This window comes from Polaromonas jejuensis NBRC 106434 (assembly GCF_001598235.1).
In the GTDB taxonomy this organism is placed as follows: Bacteria; Pseudomonadota; Gammaproteobacteria; order Burkholderiales; family Burkholderiaceae_C; genus Polaromonas; species Polaromonas jejuensis.
Genome location: NZ_BCYO01000016.1, coordinates 1 through 15445, shown reverse-complemented (window position 1 = coordinate 15445; position 15445 = coordinate 1). Strand labels below are relative to the sequence as shown.

Annotated in this window: 15 protein-coding genes; 6 read left to right on the top strand and 9 right to left on the bottom strand. The window is 62.8% G+C overall.

The features are described 5' to 3' along the window. Positions 1 to 165 precede the first annotated feature (165 nt). Entirely contained in the window at positions 166 to 588 is a 423-nt protein-coding gene (locus tag PJE01S_RS16680) for a DUF2784 domain-containing protein (protein ID WP_068834774.1), read from the top strand. Positions 589 to 706: 118 nt separating this feature from the next. Here the strand turns inward: PJE01S_RS16680 and PJE01S_RS16675 are convergent, their stop codons facing one another. Both PJE01S_RS16675 and PJE01S_RS16670 read right to left on the bottom strand, forming a co-directional pair. Next, positions 707 to 1600: a CAP domain-containing protein gene (locus PJE01S_RS16675; RefSeq protein WP_068834773.1), complete on the bottom strand. Its 894-nt coding sequence runs from the start codon at positions 1598 to 1600 to the stop codon at positions 707 to 709. Between the two features lie 163 nt (positions 1601 to 1763). Further along, positions 1764 to 2201 carry a methyltransferase family protein gene (locus PJE01S_RS16670; protein ID WP_068834772.1) on the bottom strand — a complete coding sequence of 146 codons (438 nt, stop codon included), beginning with the start codon at positions 2199 to 2201 and terminating at the stop codon, positions 1764 to 1766. Between the two features lie 132 nt (positions 2202 to 2333). Here PJE01S_RS16670 and PJE01S_RS16665 point away from each other — a divergent pair, with 132 nt between their 5' ends. Further along, positions 2334 to 2993: a tRNA-uridine aminocarboxypropyltransferase gene (locus PJE01S_RS16665; protein ID WP_068834771.1), complete on the top strand. Its 660-nt coding sequence runs from the start codon at positions 2334 to 2336 to the stop codon at positions 2991 to 2993. A 94-nt stretch (positions 2994 to 3087) separates the two neighbouring features. Here the strand turns inward: PJE01S_RS16665 and PJE01S_RS16660 are convergent, their stop codons facing one another. Continuing rightward, positions 3088 to 3927, bottom strand: coding sequence for an AraC family transcriptional regulator (locus PJE01S_RS16660; RefSeq protein ID WP_068834853.1), 840 nt, complete (start codon positions 3925 to 3927; stop codon positions 3088 to 3090). 99 nt (positions 3928 to 4026) lie between these two features. Here PJE01S_RS16660 and PJE01S_RS16655 point away from each other — a divergent pair, with 99 nt between their 5' ends. From PJE01S_RS16655 to PJE01S_RS16640, 4 genes are all read left to right on the top strand, one after another. Further along, entirely contained in the window at positions 4027 to 5265 is a 1239-nt protein-coding gene (locus tag PJE01S_RS16655) for an MFS transporter (RefSeq protein WP_068834770.1), read from the top strand. 56 nt (positions 5266 to 5321) lie between these two features. Continuing rightward, complete coding sequence (locus PJE01S_RS16650) at positions 5322 to 6116, top strand: MipA/OmpV family protein (RefSeq protein WP_068834769.1); 795 nt, start codon at positions 5322 to 5324, stop codon at positions 6114 to 6116. A gap of 180 nt (positions 6117 to 6296) precedes the next feature. After that, a complete protein-coding gene (locus PJE01S_RS16645; RefSeq protein ID WP_068834768.1) occupies positions 6297 to 6608 on the top strand; it encodes a hypothetical protein in 312 nt (103 codons plus the stop codon). Positions 6609 to 6652: 44 nt separating this feature from the next. Continuing rightward, a complete protein-coding gene (locus PJE01S_RS16640; RefSeq protein ID WP_068834852.1) occupies positions 6653 to 8353 on the top strand; it encodes a thiamine pyrophosphate-binding protein in 1701 nt (566 codons plus the stop codon). Between the two features lie 124 nt (positions 8354 to 8477). Here the strand turns inward: PJE01S_RS16640 and PJE01S_RS16635 are convergent, their stop codons facing one another. The 6 genes from PJE01S_RS16635 to PJE01S_RS24615 form a co-directional block, all read right to left on the bottom strand. Then, positions 8478 to 10115: an ABC transporter substrate-binding protein gene (locus tag PJE01S_RS16635; RefSeq protein WP_068834767.1), complete on the bottom strand. Its 1638-nt coding sequence runs from the start codon at positions 10113 to 10115 to the stop codon at positions 8478 to 8480. A gap of 134 nt (positions 10116 to 10249) precedes the next feature. After that, entirely contained in the window at positions 10250 to 11260 is a 1011-nt protein-coding gene (locus PJE01S_RS16630; RefSeq protein WP_068834766.1) for a peptide ABC transporter ATP-binding protein, read from the bottom strand. Then, complete coding sequence (locus PJE01S_RS16625; RefSeq protein ID WP_068834765.1) at positions 11257 to 12279, bottom strand: ABC transporter ATP-binding protein; 1023 nt, start codon at positions 12277 to 12279, stop codon at positions 11257 to 11259. Before PJE01S_RS16625 ends, PJE01S_RS16630 begins: the two co-directional genes overlap by 4 nt. A gap of 133 nt (positions 12280 to 12412) precedes the next feature. After that, positions 12413 to 13312, bottom strand: coding sequence for an ABC transporter permease subunit (locus PJE01S_RS16620; protein ID WP_068834764.1), 900 nt, complete (start codon positions 13310 to 13312; stop codon positions 12413 to 12415). Then, the gene (locus PJE01S_RS16615; protein WP_068834763.1) at positions 13309 to 14319 is read right to left on the bottom strand and encodes an ABC transporter permease subunit; all 1011 of its coding nucleotides are present in this window, start codon (positions 14317 to 14319) and stop codon (positions 13309 to 13311) included. Before PJE01S_RS16615 ends, PJE01S_RS16620 begins: the two co-directional genes overlap by 4 nt. A gap of 415 nt (positions 14320 to 14734) precedes the next feature. After that, positions 14735 to 15196: an SWIB/MDM2 domain-containing protein gene (locus tag PJE01S_RS24615; RefSeq protein WP_084389606.1), complete on the bottom strand. Its 462-nt coding sequence runs from the start codon at positions 15194 to 15196 to the stop codon at positions 14735 to 14737. Positions 15197 to 15445 lie beyond the last annotated feature (249 nt).

The following is a 15445-nucleotide window of genomic DNA, read 5'->3' as shown; positions in this document are numbered from 1 at the left end:
TCTGGATGGCACTGAATTCGATATGGTCTGCCGCCCACGTCAAACCTTATTCCAATTCGCATTAAAAGCGAGAACAAGGCGCGACGCCGCAGACAGTGCTACAGCACGGCAAGGCTAAGCAACGCAGTTATCGTTTTTAATGCGAATTGGAATTAGGCCTCTTGAATGCGTGACGAGCTTTTATACCCACTGCTGGCAGATCTTTTGCTCACGCTGCACGTCGCAATTGTTGCGTTCGTCGTGGGCGGCCTGGTCCTCGTTGTCGTCGGCAACCTGCGGAACTGGCGCTGGGTCAATGCCCTCTGGTTCAGGCTTGCCCACCTGGGCGCAATCCTGTTTGTGGTCGCCGAGACCTGGCTGGGCCTCACCTGTCCCCTGACCACGCTCGAAATGTGGTTTCGTGCCAAAGCCAATGGCACAACCTACAGCAGTGGTTTTATCGAGCACTGGCTGCAGCGCGTCCTGTATTACGAGGCGCCATGGTGGGTATTCGCCATCGGCTACTCGCTGTTTGGCTTGCTGGTTGTCGCGACCTGGGTTTACTTCCCACCCGCCTCCCGAACGCGCAGAAAAGACCAGAACAATTAAGAGCGTGCAGGCAAGTCGCTACTCTTTTCATAGCTTCTTGCGCTCGCTGGATAAGGGCTGGAGCCAGTTTTTGTTCTGAAAATGCCACGATGGAACGACTTTGGTGCGGGGCGCAGGCCTAACGCGCAGCCCCAAACACCTGCACCCAATAAATCCCCGCGCTGGTTTTGTTGTTCACCGCAAAGGCGGCACCCATCTCGGTGTAAGCCGGCGACATGATGTTGGCGCAGTGGCCGGGGCTGTTGAGCCAGCCCTGCACGACCGCGTCGGCCTGCATCTGGCCTGCGGCGATGTTCTCGCCGATGGCGCGCCAGGGGTAGCCGGCGCGGCTGGCGCGCTCGGCCACGCGGCTGCCGTCGCGGCCGCTGTGGCTGAAGTAGTTGTGGCGCGCCATGTCGGCGGCATGGGCGTCGGCCACGCCGTGCAGTGTGGCGTTGAGCCGCAGCGGGCGGGCCGCCGCGAAAGAATCGTTGCCGCAGCGGCGGGGCCTGGTGCGCGCCTCGTTCACCAGGGCCAGCACCCGCGCCTGCACATCGCCGGCCTGCGCCGCACCGGGCGGCGAGAACGGCGCGGCCAGCACTATCCAGGTTTGCGTGCCGCGCTGGTGAAAGCCGGCCTCGGCCAGCTCGCCCTCGGTGACCGTGCTGCAGGAACTGTCCACTGCGGCCTGCGCCAGCTCGGCGGGCCCGCTATAACCCCGCAGCGTGATCTGCGCCGCCCGCACGGCGCGGTAGCCGCTGGCCTGCAGCGCGTCGCCGAGCTTGCGGCCGCCCGCGATGAGCGCGGCGGCGCTCGACAGGCGGGTGTTTTCACGCAGTGGGGTGGCCGGGCCGGGGCGGTCGTCGCAGCCTTGCTGCCGCGCCGCGTTCAGTGCGCGCAGCAGCGGCTGGTGGTCGGGCGCGTTAGGTTGTGCGTGCGCCTGTACGGTGGCGGCCAGTACGGCCAGTGCCAGATAGCCCGCGGCGCGCCGCCATGCGCCGTGCGCTTTCATCATCGTGCCGACAAATTTCATCGGTCCATGATAGCGACGCACCGCTATCGGGTTTTTTCGCTCCTGTTTTTATAGCTAACTGCATTCACAGCCATTGGGCTATGGCCTGTTTTTGGCCGGCCCTGCGTGACGCCCGGAGTTTCCACTGATGGCGCGGTTCAGATTTGCGGGGCCACTTATGTCTTTAAAACAGCCAGGGTAAAAACCGTTTGCTTCTAAGGGTGTAGGCGGCATACCCGGGATGTTGCTTGCGCATCCCCTGCTCCTCCAGTGTTGACTTCATGAACAGGACAATGGCCAGCATGGACCATGTCCCCCAGCCTATGAAGGTGTTGCACGTCCACGCCAGCGCTGCCGCGCCCAGCAGCAGCGACGTGTACATGGGATGGCGAATCCATCGGTAAGGACCGGTGGTCACCAAAACGCCGCGAAACTTGGGCTCAGGGTAGATGTTGAAGTTCCCCGGCCTGTTGTGTATAAGCGCCCACGCGATGAGCGCGACAGAGATCCCCGCCATCATCAACGCGCCTGCGGGAATGTCGCCGTGCAAGACATTCGGTGCCGCTAACGCCGCCAGCATGATAAGCAGGCCAAATTGCAGAGCCACCAGCAAAGTACCCATCAGATGTCGATTCAAAGCGGATAACAGCCTTATGTTCGCACTTTTCGAGCGAAAGACGCAACGAGGCATGCCGGGTAGCCCAGGCAAACCCCAGCGCCATCCTGAACACCCGCATCTCCCTAAAATCCTTCCATGACATCGGCATCCCTTCCCAGGCGTTTGCGCTGCGCGATCTGCCTGCGCGCGCAGAGCGCCTGTATTTGCCAGTGGGTGACACCGGTTGCGCATCGGGTGGAGGTGCTGATCCTGCAGCACCCGCTGGAGGTGGCTAACGCCAAAGGCAGCGCGCGGCTGTTGCATCTGAGCCTGCCCCACAGCCGGATGCTGACGGGTGAAGTGTTTAGCGAGCAGGTCTTGCTGGGCGCGCCGTTAGAGCCTCAAGGCGCGACGCAAACCGTGGTGCTAGGCGCCAAGCACAACATTCTTCTGTACCCGGACAGTCCCGAAGACCGGGCGCTGAACCTGCCGGCCCCACCAGCCCTCGCGCCCGAATTGCTGAGCGATCCATCGCGCTTGCGGCTGATCGTGCTGGATGGCACCTGGCGCAAGAGCCGCAAGATGCTTTACCTCAACCCGCCGCTGCAGCAACTGCCGCGGCTGTCGCTGCAGGACATGCCGGCTTCAAATTACCGTATCCGCAAAGCCCATAGAGCCGATCAGCTTTCCACGCTGGAGGCGACTTGCGCGGCGCTGATGCAGCTGGAGCGTTGCGTCGAGCCATTTCAGCCCTTGCTGAGGGCCTTTGACGGCTTTGTGGAGCAGCAACTGGGGTATAGGGGCGGCTCGTCCTGATCTCCAGGTTGGTCAGGCAATGATCAGCCTGACGGCGGCCTGATGATGCTGGATGCTATTTTTTTGGTAGCTTTATCCTCCCGTATACAAAGGGCTAGAGGCTGTTTTTATTCTGGAAATGGCTAGGCGGCTGCCCCATCGCGGCCTTGAACATCGCTGAAAATGCGCTGTCACTCGCATAGCCACTGGCGGCTGCCACGGCACTTACCGATTGCCCGCGCGCCAGCAAGGGCAGGGCGTGCGCCAGGATGGCTTGCTGGCGCCATTGCTTGTAGCTCAGGTTCAACTCGCCCTTAAACAGCCTGGCCACCGTGCGTTCGCTGGCGCCAATGTCTTCTGCCCATTCGGCCAGCGTGGCGCGCTCCGACGGGGCGCGCATGACGGCTTCGCACAGCGCGCGCAGCCGCTTGTCGCCGGTTTGCGGATGCGGCAGCGGCACGCCCAGTGCCTGGGTGTCGGCGTGGGTGAGCTCGTCGAGCACCAGGCTGCTCAGCAAGTCTTCGCGCGCGGCGTTCAGCGGCCGTTCTGCCGGCGTATCCAGCGCATGGATGGCCTCGCGCAGCAGCGGCGACACCACCATGACGCGGCAGCCTTGCCAGCCTGCGGGCGTGGCGCCGGCATCGATATAGAGCGTGCGGAATTCGGCGGCCTCCAGCACCGTGATGTGGTGCCGCGCGCCGGGGGCGACCCACACCGCGCGCGAGGGCGGCACGATGTAGGTGATGTCGCCTTCGGCCTGCCCGCCTTGCGCGGCCGTGACCTGTATCACGCCGCTGGCGCAATAGGCCAGTTGCGCCCAGGCGTGCGAGTGCGGCTCAAAGTGCGTGTCGGCCGCCATGGTGCGGGCGCGCACGCGCACCGGGCGCTCGCGGCTGGGCATGAAACCGTCGGTGTCGGCCACCGGCATGAAACGTAGTCGGGGGTTGCGGGCCATGGTGCTGGAAAAGCGGGGAAAGTGTGGTTTGTCTGAAATTCGCCGAATTATGGCTTTTTGTCGCATTTCGGCAGGCGAGGCCAATACTACGATAGCGGCATGTTTACCTCAAGCTCCATGCGTCTGCCCGTGCCAGACACGGTTTCCCTGCGCCGCGACGCCGGCGTCATTGGCCTGGTGGGCGTGGCCCATCTGATCAGTCACTTCAGCCAGCTGCTGCTGGCGCCGCTGTTTCCCTGGCTCAAGGATGCGTTCAACGTCAGCTATGCCGAGCTGGGTTTTTTGATGACGATTTTCTTTGTTGTCTCGTGCGCGGTGCAGGCGCTCTCGGGCTTTGTGGTGGACCGCTTCGGTCCGCGGCCGATTCTGTTTGCCGGCCTGAGCCTGCTCGGCGTGGCGGCCTTCGGCTACGCCATCAGCACCAGCTACTGGATGCTGGCGGGCTTTGCCGTGGTGGGCGGTGTGGGCAACGGCGTGTTTCACCCGGTGGACTACACGCTGCTCAACCGCAAGGTCAGTGCGCCGCGCCTGGGCCACGCCTACAGCGTGCATGGCATCACCGGCAGCCTGGGCTGGGCGCTGGCACCGGCGCTGGTGGTGACGCTGACCTTTGCCTATTCGTGGCGCGTGGCGCTGGCCGCCGCGGGCGTGCTGGCGTTTGCGGTGCTGGCCTTGTTGCTGCTCAACCGTGACAAACTGGCCTTGACCGTGGCGGCCCCGGCCAAGGGCGCAGCGGCGGCGGAAAGCACGCTGGGTTTTCTCAAAATCCCGGCGGTCTGGATGTGCTTTACCTTTTTCTTCTGGTACGCCATGGTGTTGAGCGTGGTGCAGGCCTTTGCGCCCGAAGCGGCGCGCCAGCTGCATCAGGTGCCGCTGCCCTGGGTGGCGATGTGCCTGACGATTTACATGGTGTGCAGCGCCGGCGGCATGGTGGCGGGCGGTTTTTTGGCCGCAGACCCCAAGCGCTGCGAGCGCATTGTGGGCGCCGGCATGGGCGTGGCCGCGGCGGTTGCGCTGACGCTGGCCCTGGGCCATCTGGCGGCCTGGATGGTGCCGGTGCTGTTTGGCGGGATGGGTTTTGCGGCCGGCATTGCCGGGCCGTCGCGCGACCTGCTGGTCAAGCGCTCGACCCCTGAAAACGCTTCGGGCCGTGTGTATGGCGTGGTGTATGCGGGCCTGGACATTGGCCAGGCCGTGTCGCCGCTGATCTTTGGCGCGCTGATGGACCACGGCCAGTACCGCGGCGTGCTGCTGGGCCTGGCGCTGGTGCAGGGTGTGTTGATTGCCAGCGCGTTCAATGTCCGCAAGGTGCGGCGGACGGCGCTGGTAAGCGCCTGAAAAAGGCCGGCGTCACTGAACTTATACTGACTCGCATGATTCTCCCAAGACATGCGATGAACGCCACACTCCCCCCCAAAAATTCTGCTTTCCCCGCCGCCAGCGTCCTGGCCAGCCTGGGGGCCGCGCTGTGTTTGAGCCCGTGCATGGTGCGCGCGCAGCCCACACCCCTGACCGACAAGCTGGTCGGCGATGTGGGCGGGGCCGCCTATATCACGCAAAGCGTGATCCGCAGCAAGAGCAACGACACGTCGGTGCTGCCCTACGGATTTTTCGACTACGGCCGGTTTTTTGCCCGCGTGGATACGCTGGGGCTGAAGACCGTCAAGCTGGGTGATGGCTACCTGGAACTGGCGGGCCGAATCAGCCAGGAAGGCTGGCGGGCCGACACGGCGGCGCTGGCGGGCCTTACCGACCGCAAGACGCCGATTCCGCTGGGCATAGGGACTTTTCAGGAAACGCCCTACGGCGGGATTTTTCTGAACGCCTTTGTGGATGCCAACCAGTCGCACGGCACCTTGCTGGAAGCGAACTATGCGGCCAGGTTCACGCTGGGGCGCTGGGCCTTTTTTCCGCAGCTGGGGCTGGAATACCGCAACGCCAAATACACCAACTACTTCTACGGCGTGTCGCCCGCCGAGTCGGCCGCCAGCGGCTACGCGGCGTACAAGGCCGGGGCGTCGACCACGCCGGTGCTGGGCCTGGCGGTGGACGTGCCGCTGGGCGAGCCCTGGGTGCTCAGCATGCAGCTGCGCCGCAAATGGCTGGACTCGGCGGTGTACAACAGCCCGTTGGTCAGCCGGAAGACGCAGGACAGCGGGTTTGTCGCGCTGTCGTACCGCTTCAAGTAATTCCATTTCTACGTCAACGCGGTAGGTCGTTACCCCGCCCTGGCCCTCCAGCACTGTCTGGTGGGTGGGCGATGAGGGCGCGCCAGGCCGGGCTCGGGGTGTTGCACTTGCCACGCCAGAGGTATAAATTGGTTATGGAGACCGCAGGGTTGTTACATCCCGCAGGACAAGGAGATCCACATGCCACCATCCCAAGCATCTACCGCCGGCGAGTTTGCCCGATGGATTGAAGAGAAGTCCGAAGCCGTGAAGGTGGAGCTGGCCGAAAAGTTTCCACCCGTCACCAGCGGGCCGGCAGCCGTCCATAACGAAACCTGTACCCAGCGTATTGAGGAGGTGTTGCTAGGGCATGAAGCTGCGGGCGACGCGCTGCTGGAAGAGCTGGCCACCGAGGACACGGTGCCCCCCTTGAGCGACGAGGAACTGGCCAGGCAGGCCTTGGCCAACGGCGGGGCCGACGAAGATACGGACACGCCGGAACAAGCCGCTTAAGGTCTGCATGGCCGGTTTGGCCGTGTCGCGGCAAAATGGCGGGCATGACCCAACAACTTGCCGGCCACCTTCTCGTTGACTGCCTTCTGGCCCAGGGCGTTACCCATGCGTTTGGCGTGCCGGGCGAAAGCTACCTGGCCGTGCTGGACGGCTTGCATGCGCGGCGCGATCAGATCAAATTCATCACCTGCCGCCAGGAAGGCGGCGCGGCCTTCATGGCCGAAGCGCACGGCAAGCTCACCGGCCGGCCGGGTGTCTGCATGGTGACGCGTGGGCCGGGCGCCACCAATGCCTCCATCGGCGTGCACACGGCCTTCCAGGACTCGACACCCATGGTGCTGCTGGTCGGCGATGTGGCCAGCGACTGCCGCGACCGCGAGGCCTTCCAGGAGGTGGACTATTCGAGTTTTTTCGGCCCCAGCACCAAGGGCTTTGCCAAACGCGTGGAGCGCATTGACGATGCCGGCCGCATTCCCGAGTACGTGGCGCGTGCCTTCGCCACGGCCATGAACGGCCGGCCCGGGCCGGTGGTACTGGTGTTGCCGGAAGACATGCTGACCCGCATGACCGATGTTCAGCCCTTGTCGCGCGTGGAGGCGGTGCAGGCCTGGAGCGACCCCGGCTCCTTGCGCACCTTGCGCGAGATGCTATTGGCGTCAAGGCAACCGCTCATCATCGCCGGCGGCGGCGGCTGGACGCCGCAGTCGGCGCAGGCCCTGCAGCGCTTTGCCGAAAACTGGAAGCTGCCGGTGGGCAATGCCTTCCGTTTTCAGGACACCTTTGACAACCACCATCCGCTCTATGCCGGTGATGTGGGCATTGGCCTGAACCCCAAGCTGGCCGCGCGCATCAAGGCCAGCGACCTGATCATCGCCATCGGCCCGCGCCTGGGCGAAATGACGACCGGCAACTACACGCTGCTGGAAGCGCCGCGGCCCAAACAAAAGCTGGTGCATATCCACGCCAGCGCCGAGGAACTCAACCGCATCTACCAGGCGGACCTGGCCATCAACGCCACCATGAATGCGGCGGCGCGTTCGCTGGAGGTGCTGACCGCACCGGTGTCCGTTCCCTGGGAGGCCTGGACGGCCTCGGCGAACGAGGATTATCTGGCCAACCTGGAGCCACAAGCGCTGCCCGGCGATATCGACATGCCGGCCATCATCGGCCTGCTGCAAAAGCATTTGCCGGCCGACGCTGTGCTGACCAATGGCGCGGGCAACTTCGCCAGCTGGGTGCACCGCTTCTTCAAGCACCATGGGCTGGTCAAAGGCCACAAGACGCAGCTGGCGCCCACGGTGGGGGCCATGGGCTACGGCGTGCCGGCGGGTATTGCGGCGGCCATCACCACCGGGCGCACGGCCTTCACCATCGCCGGCGACGGCGACTTCCTGATGAACGGCCAGGAGCTGGCCACGGCGGTGCAGCACGGCGCCAAAAGCATCATCGTGCTGCTCAACAACGGCATGTACGGCACCATACGCATGCACCAGGAAAGGGAGTACCCGCAGCACGAAAGCGGCTCGCGTTTGAACAACCCGGACTTTGCCGCGTTGGCGCGCGCCTATGGCTATGCCGGCGTGCGCATCACGCGCACTGCCGAATTTGAAGCCGAGCTGCTGGCCGCGCTGGCGCGCAAGGAGGGCACGGTGATTGAGGTGACGCTGGACCCGGAAGTCATCACCACGCGCGGCACGCTGTCGGCCATCACGCAGAACGCGCTGAAGCAGTCGCTATCAAAATAGTAGCTGCTTGCGCCCGTTACATAAGGGCGACAGCCTGATTTTGTTCAGGAAAATAAAAAAGGCCGGGCAATACGTTAATTGTCCGGCCTTTTTGCTGCAAGCCTGTGAAGGCTTGTTTTCCGGCTTATTCCTTGATGTCCACGGCGTAGAAGTTGTGGCGGCCGAACGGGCTGTTTTTGTAGCCAATCACGTTCTTGCGGATGGGCTTGAGCTGCACCGCATGAGCGATGGTGAACCAGGGCGCCTGTTCCTTGAAGATGACCTGGGCCTGCTGGTAGAGCTTGTTGCGTTCGGCAGGATTGGTCACGGTCTTGGCTTTCAGGACCAGGTCTTCATAAGGCTGGTAGCAGAACTTGGCGATGTTGGAGCCGCTGGCTGACTGGGCCGAAGCGCAGCCGAGCAGGGTGTACATGAAGTTGTCCGGATCGCCGTTGTCGCCGGTCCAGCCCAGCATGCCCATTTGGTGCTCGCCGGCCTGCAGGCGCTTGCGGTATTCGCCCCACTCGAAGCTCTTGATCTCGGCGGTCACACCGACCTTGACCAGGTCAGCCTGCATCAACTCGGCAATGCGCTTGGCATTCGGGTTGTACGGGCGCTGCAGCGGCATGGCCCACAGGTCGGTGGTGAAGCCATTCGGGTAACCGGCCTGGGCCAGCAATTTCTTGGCGGCTTCGGGGTTGTACTCGTCGTCCTTGATGGCGTTGTTGTACGCGGCCATGGTCGGCGGGATCGGGTTCTTGGCGGCGATGCCGGTGCCCAGGTACACACCGTCAACAATGGCTTTCTTGTTGATGGCCATGTTGATGGCCTTGCGCACGCGCACGTCGTCAAACGGCTTTTTGGTCGTGTTGTAGGCCATGTAGCCGACGTTCAGGCCCGGCTGCTCGACGATCTGGATGTTGGGATCCTTGCGGATGGCGTCCAGGTCAGCCGGGTTGGGGTAAGGCATGACATGGCACTCACCCTTTTGCAGCTTGGCCCAGCGCACCGAGGCATCCGGCGTGATCGAGTACACGAGGTCATCGATCTTGGCCCTGCCGCCAAAGTATTGCGGGAAGGCCTTGTAGCGGATGATCGCGTCTTTCTGGTACTGCACCAGGTAGAAGGGGCCGGTACCGATAGGGTCCTGGTCGATTTTTTCCGGCGTGCCGGCTTTGAGCATGGCGTCCGCGTATTCTTTGGACTGGACGGCCGCATACGGCATGGCCAGGTTGGACAGGAACGGCGCTTCAGGCTTGTCGAGGGTGATCTTGACCGTGTAGTCGTTGACCTTTTCCACCGACTTCAGCAGCTTGGGCATGCCCATGTCGCCGAAGTAGGAATGGTTGGGGCTGGTGACCTTGAAGTAGGGGTTGTCTTCTTTCCACTGGCGCTCAAACATGAACAGCACGTCGTCGGCATTGAAGTCGCGCGTCGGCTTGAAGCTCTTGCTGGTGCCGTGCCACTTCACGCCCTTGCGCAGGTGGAAGGTGTATTCCTTGCCGTCGGCGGAAATGTCCCATTTCTCGGCCAGCCCGGGGACCACCTTGGTGCCGCCGTATTCGAACTCCACGAGGCGGTTGTAAACGGGTTCGTTGGCGTCAAACGAGGTGCCCGTGGTGTTCACGCCAGGGTAGAAGTTTTCCGGGCTGCCTTCAGAACAAAATACCAGCGTCTTGGCAGAGACTGGCGAGAGGGCCAGCAGCGCTGGCAGGGCAACAGCGCACAGCAAGGCGCGCTGGACCGGACGCAGCCGGCTTGCACGTGGTTGGGTCTGAATCATTTGACGGACTCCTTTTGGGGGTTAATGCTGCGGGGCAGCGGGCTTGTGGCCGGTTGGCGCGACATTTGTGATGCGCGTTCGCCGGACATTGAAAACGTGGCCTGGGACGGAGGCAGGGTTTGCATGGACCCAGTTCACGCAGTAAGGAAATTTTCAGCATAGTGGCACGCCACCAGCCGGTCTGCAACCTCCCGCAGCACGGGCCTCTCGGCGCGGCAGCGCTCTGTCACATGCGGGCAGCGGGTGGAAAACACGCAGCCAGTGGGCGGGTTGAGCGGGGAGGGCAGCTCGCCCTTGAGCACAATGCGGTGCTTGATGGTGGTGCTTCCGGCCAGGCCCGGCGTGGACGCCAGCAAGGCCTGGGTGTAAGGGTGCAAGGGGCGCGTAAAGAGGGCGTTTTTTTCGCCTTGCTCGACCGCATGCCCCAGGTACATCACCAGCACATCGTGGGCAATGTGGCGCACCACGCCCAGGTCGTGCGAGATGAACAGATAGGCCAGGCCCAGGGTCTGCTGCAGGTCGGCCAGCAGGTTGAGTACCTGGGCCTGAATCGACACGTCCAGCGCCGACACGGGTTCGTCTGCCACCACCAGCGCCGGGTTCAGCATCAAGGCCCGGGCAATGGCGATGCGCTGGCGTTGCCCGCCTGAAAACATGTGGGGGTAACGGTCGTAGTGTTCGGGTCGCAGGCCGACCATTGCCAGCATGGCGCGCGCCTTTTCAGCCCGCTCTGCAGCCGACAGGGTGGTGTTGATTTCGAGCGGCGCTTCCAGAATGGCACCGATTTTCTTGCGCGGATTCAGCGAGCCATAGGGATTCTGGAACACCAGCTGCACGGCCTTGCGCAGGCCAGCTCGCTCGTGATGCGAGGCGCTCACGGCATCAACGCCCTTGATGCGCAGCTGTCCCGCACTGGGCATTTCGATCAACGAGACCATGCGGGCCAGCGTGGATTTTCCGCAGCCCGATTCGCCCACCACGGCCAGCGTCTTGCCGGCATGAACCGAGAAGGACACCCCGCCCACCGCCTGCAGATGGTCGGGTGCGCGCATGAAGCCGCGGCGTATTTCGTAAACGCGCTGGAGGTCTTTGGCCTCTACCACCGCCTGGCCGGACGGTACGGGCCTGTTGGTGGCGGCGCTCATGCTGCGGTCTCCATCGCCACCACGGGGGTGTCGCGCAGGATGGCCGCCTCGCGGCCGGGGTCTCCCAGCGGATAGTGGCAGCGCACCATGCCGTCTTGCCAGGCACGCAACAGGGGGCGCTCGTTACGCGAATGTTCCGTGGCATAGGCGCAGCGCGGGGCAAACAGGCAGCCGGCCGGCCGGTCGTAAAGGCCGGGCACCATGCCGGGAATGGTGGCCAGGCGGGCGCTGCCGTCGCTGCGTTCCGGCAGGGCCGACAGCAGGGCTTCGGTGTAGGGGTGCTGGGGGGTGTTGAAGAGGGCGTGGGCGCTTTGCTCTTCCATGATCTGGCCGGCATACATCACGGCCACGCGCTGGGCCATGTCGGACACCACGCCCATGTTGTGGGTGATCAGCACCAGCGCCATGCCGCGCTCCTTTTGCAGGCTGCGCAGCAAGTCCAGGATTTGCGCCTGGATGGTGACGTCGAGCGCCGTGGTCGGCTCGTCGGCAATCAGCAACCGTGGGTTGCAGGCAATCGCCATGGCAATCATCACGCGCTGGTTCATGCCGCCCGACAGCTGATGCGGGTAGGCCTTCAGTCGGCTTTCCGGCGCGGGGATGCCGACCTGCTCCAGCAGTTCAATGGCCTTGCGCTTGGCGGCCTTGTGGTCCAGCTTCAAATGCAGGCGCAGGGTTTCGGTGAGCTGAAAGCCGATGGTGAAGCAGGGGTTCAGGCTGGTCGTGGGCTCCTGAAAAATCATAGCCACGTCTTTGCCGGTGAGCTTGCTGCGCTCGCGGTCTGATAGTGCCAGCAGGTCATGGCCGGCAAAGCGCAGCTTGTCCGCCTTGACGCGGCCCGGGTAGGCCACCAGGCCCATCAGGGCCATCATGGTGACGCTTTTGCCGGAGCCGGATTCGCCGACGATGCCAAGCACCTCGCCTTCTTCAAGCGACAGGCTGATGCCGTCAACGGCATGCATGATGCCGTTTTGCGAGGGAAACTCGACAGACAGGTTTTCTATTTCCAGCAGGGCCATATTCAGTAACTCCCCCTTCTCGGCTCACTTCGTGTAGCCGGATCCCCCCTCCGGGGGCAACAGCTGCGGCCCGGCGCAGCCGGTTCCGCGCTGTTACTTGCGAAGAGGCTCATGAGGTGCGGGTGGATCTTGTTCATCGTTTGAGTTTTGGGTCGAACGCATCGCGCAGTCCGTCGCCGAGCAAATTGAAGGCCAGCACAGTGATCAAAATTGCGAGGCCGGGGAAGGTGACGACCCACCAGGCGCGCAGCACAAATTCGCGGGCATCCGCCAGCATGGTGCCCCACTCCGGTGAGGGCGGCTGGGCGCCCAGTCCCAGAAAGCCCAAGGCGGCGGCGTCCAGGATGGCCGTTGACACCCCCAGCGAGGCCTGCACAATCAGCGGCGCCGTGCAGTTGGGCAGGATTTCGCTGAACATCAAACGGATGCGACTCGCGCCACTCATGCGTGCGGCGGTCACGTAATCGCGCGAGGTTTCGGCGATCACGGCGGCGCGGGTGATCCGCACGTAGTGCGGCAGCACGACGATGGCCACGGCCAGCATGGCGTTCATCAGGCCGGGGCCCAGAATGGCCACAATCACAATCGCCAGCAGCAGGCTGGGCAGGGTGAGGATGATGTCCATCATGCGCATGACGGCAATTTCAAAGATGCCGCGGAAAAAACCTGCCAGCAGGCCCAGCACCGTCCCGACCACGACCGACAGCGTCACCACCGCCAGGCCAATGACCAGCGAGAGGCGGGCGCCGTACATCAGGCGCGACAGGATGTCCCGGCCAATGGCGTCCGTGCCCAGGGGGTAGGTCCATGAACCGCCCGTCTGCCAGGCCGGCGGTTTGAGGAACACGGCGTTGTCCGTGATGTTGGGGGCGTGAGGCGCCAGCATGGGCGCAAACAGCGCAACCAGCAGAACACCCAACACAATGATCAGGCCGGTCAGGGCCCCCCGGTTGGCACTGAAGTAGTGCCAGAACTCGCGCAGTGGATGGGCCGGCGCCGGCGGCGTAGTGGTTTTCAAGGTGGCCGTGCTCATCGCTGATGCCTGATGCGTGGATTGATGATGCCGTAGGTGATGTCAACCAGCAGGTTGACCGCCATCACGATGCTGCCGAGCAGCAGGATGCCGCCCTGCAGGACCGGGTAGTCGCGGCGGCTGATGGCTTCGATCAGCCATTTGCCGACACCGGGCCAGGAAAAGATGGTTTCGGTCAGGATGGCACCGGTGAACAGAACGCCGACCTGCAGGCCAATCACGGTGACCACCGGAATCAGCGCGTTGCGCAAGGCATGAACGGCCACCACGCGCAGGTTGGAAAGGCCTTTGGCGCGCGCGGTGCGGATGTAGTCTTCGCCCAGCACCTCGAGCATGGCCGAACGCGTCATGCGCGCAATCACGGCCAGCGGGTTGGTGCCCAGCACGATCATCGGCAATATCAGGTGCGAGGCTGCCGACCAGAAGGCGCCTTTGTCGTCCGACAGCAGGGAGTCGACCAGCAAGAATCCGGTGGTCGGTTCGATGAAGTACTGCACCGACAGGCGGCCCGAAACAGGGGTCCAGCCCAGCTCGACGGAAAACAGCAGGATCAGCAGCAGGCCCCACCAGAAAATCGGCATGGAATAGCCGGTCAGGGAAATGCCCATGACGCCGTGGTCCAGTATCGAGTTGCGCTTGACGGCCGCCAGAATGCCGGCAGGAATGCCGATCAGCAGTGCAAAGAGAATGGCGCAGAGCGCCAGTTCGATCGTGGCGGGAAACAGCGTCAGGAATTCACGCAGCACGGATTCCTGCGTGATGAGGGACTTGCCCAGATCGCCCTTGAGCACCCGGCCGATATAGATGCCGTACTGCACCAGAACCGGCCGGTCCAGGCCATATTCCTTGAGCAGCTGTGCATGACGAGCGGGATCGATGCCGCGTTCACCGGCCATGGTTTCAATGGGATCACCCGGCACCATGCGGATCAGGAAGAAGGCCAGCAGCGTCATTCCCAGAAAAGTGGGAATGATCAGACTCAGTCGGGTAAATATAAAGCGCAGCATTATTGCGGGATGCTAAAGCGGGGATGAGCGTGAACCGCGGGAACTACGTCGCAGAGGCGACAGGCTTGGCTTGCGAAGAGCATCGCGGCCTCGGTCTTTGAATGCATGGGCATGGACATATCGCTTCGGTCATTCTGGCCCGGTACCTACCATGGGCCTTACTAATTGGTATCAACAAACCTCTCGATTATTGGTCTGCCCGGTGGGCAATCGGCTACCCAGTAACCCGTAGTGCTTCGGGGGCGTCCATGAGGGGCGCGAGGGCCTGCAAACCACGGAACAGAGTACGCAGGAAGCATGCCAGAGGTCGGCGCGTTGTGGTGGTGGTGGGCCGGGTGGTGCGAAATGCCCCGGCCTTGGGGCATAAAAAAAGGCCGGTGAAAACCGGCCTTTTTGAGGTATCGGAAAAATCCGATTATTTGACGTGCTTGCCGATCAGGCCAGCCATCTCGAACATCGACACTTGCGCCTTGCCGAATACGGCTTTGAGCTTTTCGTCGGCGTTGATCATGCGCTTGTTGACCTTGTCTTGCAGGCCCTTGGACTTGATGTACGTCCACAACTTGCTGACGATCTCGGTACGTGGCAAGGGCTTGTCGCCCACCACGGCCGACAGCGCGGGGCTCAGGGTCAGCGCTTTCATGAACGCTGCATTGGGGGTGCGCTTTTTGGCGGGCGCCGCTTTTTTTGCTGCTGGTTTTTTGACCGCAACTTTTTTGGCGGGAGCTACCTTCTTTGCCGCTACCTTTTTCGCAGGTGCTGCTTTTTTAGCGGCTACCTTCTTTGCAGGCGCTGCTTTTTTCGCAGCGACTTTCTTTGCCGGAGCTGCCTTTTTTGCTGGCGCTTTTTTTGCCGGTGCTTTTTTCGCAGTTGCCATGATTGATTTTCCTTCTAGAAGTTGATAAATCACCACCGGGATAACTACTTCCTTGTGGCAATCCGGATGCTACTGGAGAAAAACGCGGTTTCATAGGGAGAAAGCACTTTATTTGCGGGCATCTGTTGCGGATTTACCTCTGAAAATCAGAAAAACACCAGTGAGAATCACGCCGCAGGCTGTCCACTCGCCTCCAGTGACATGTTCTCCCGCAAAAAACGCCCCCAGGAAAATCGCAATCAGGGGGTT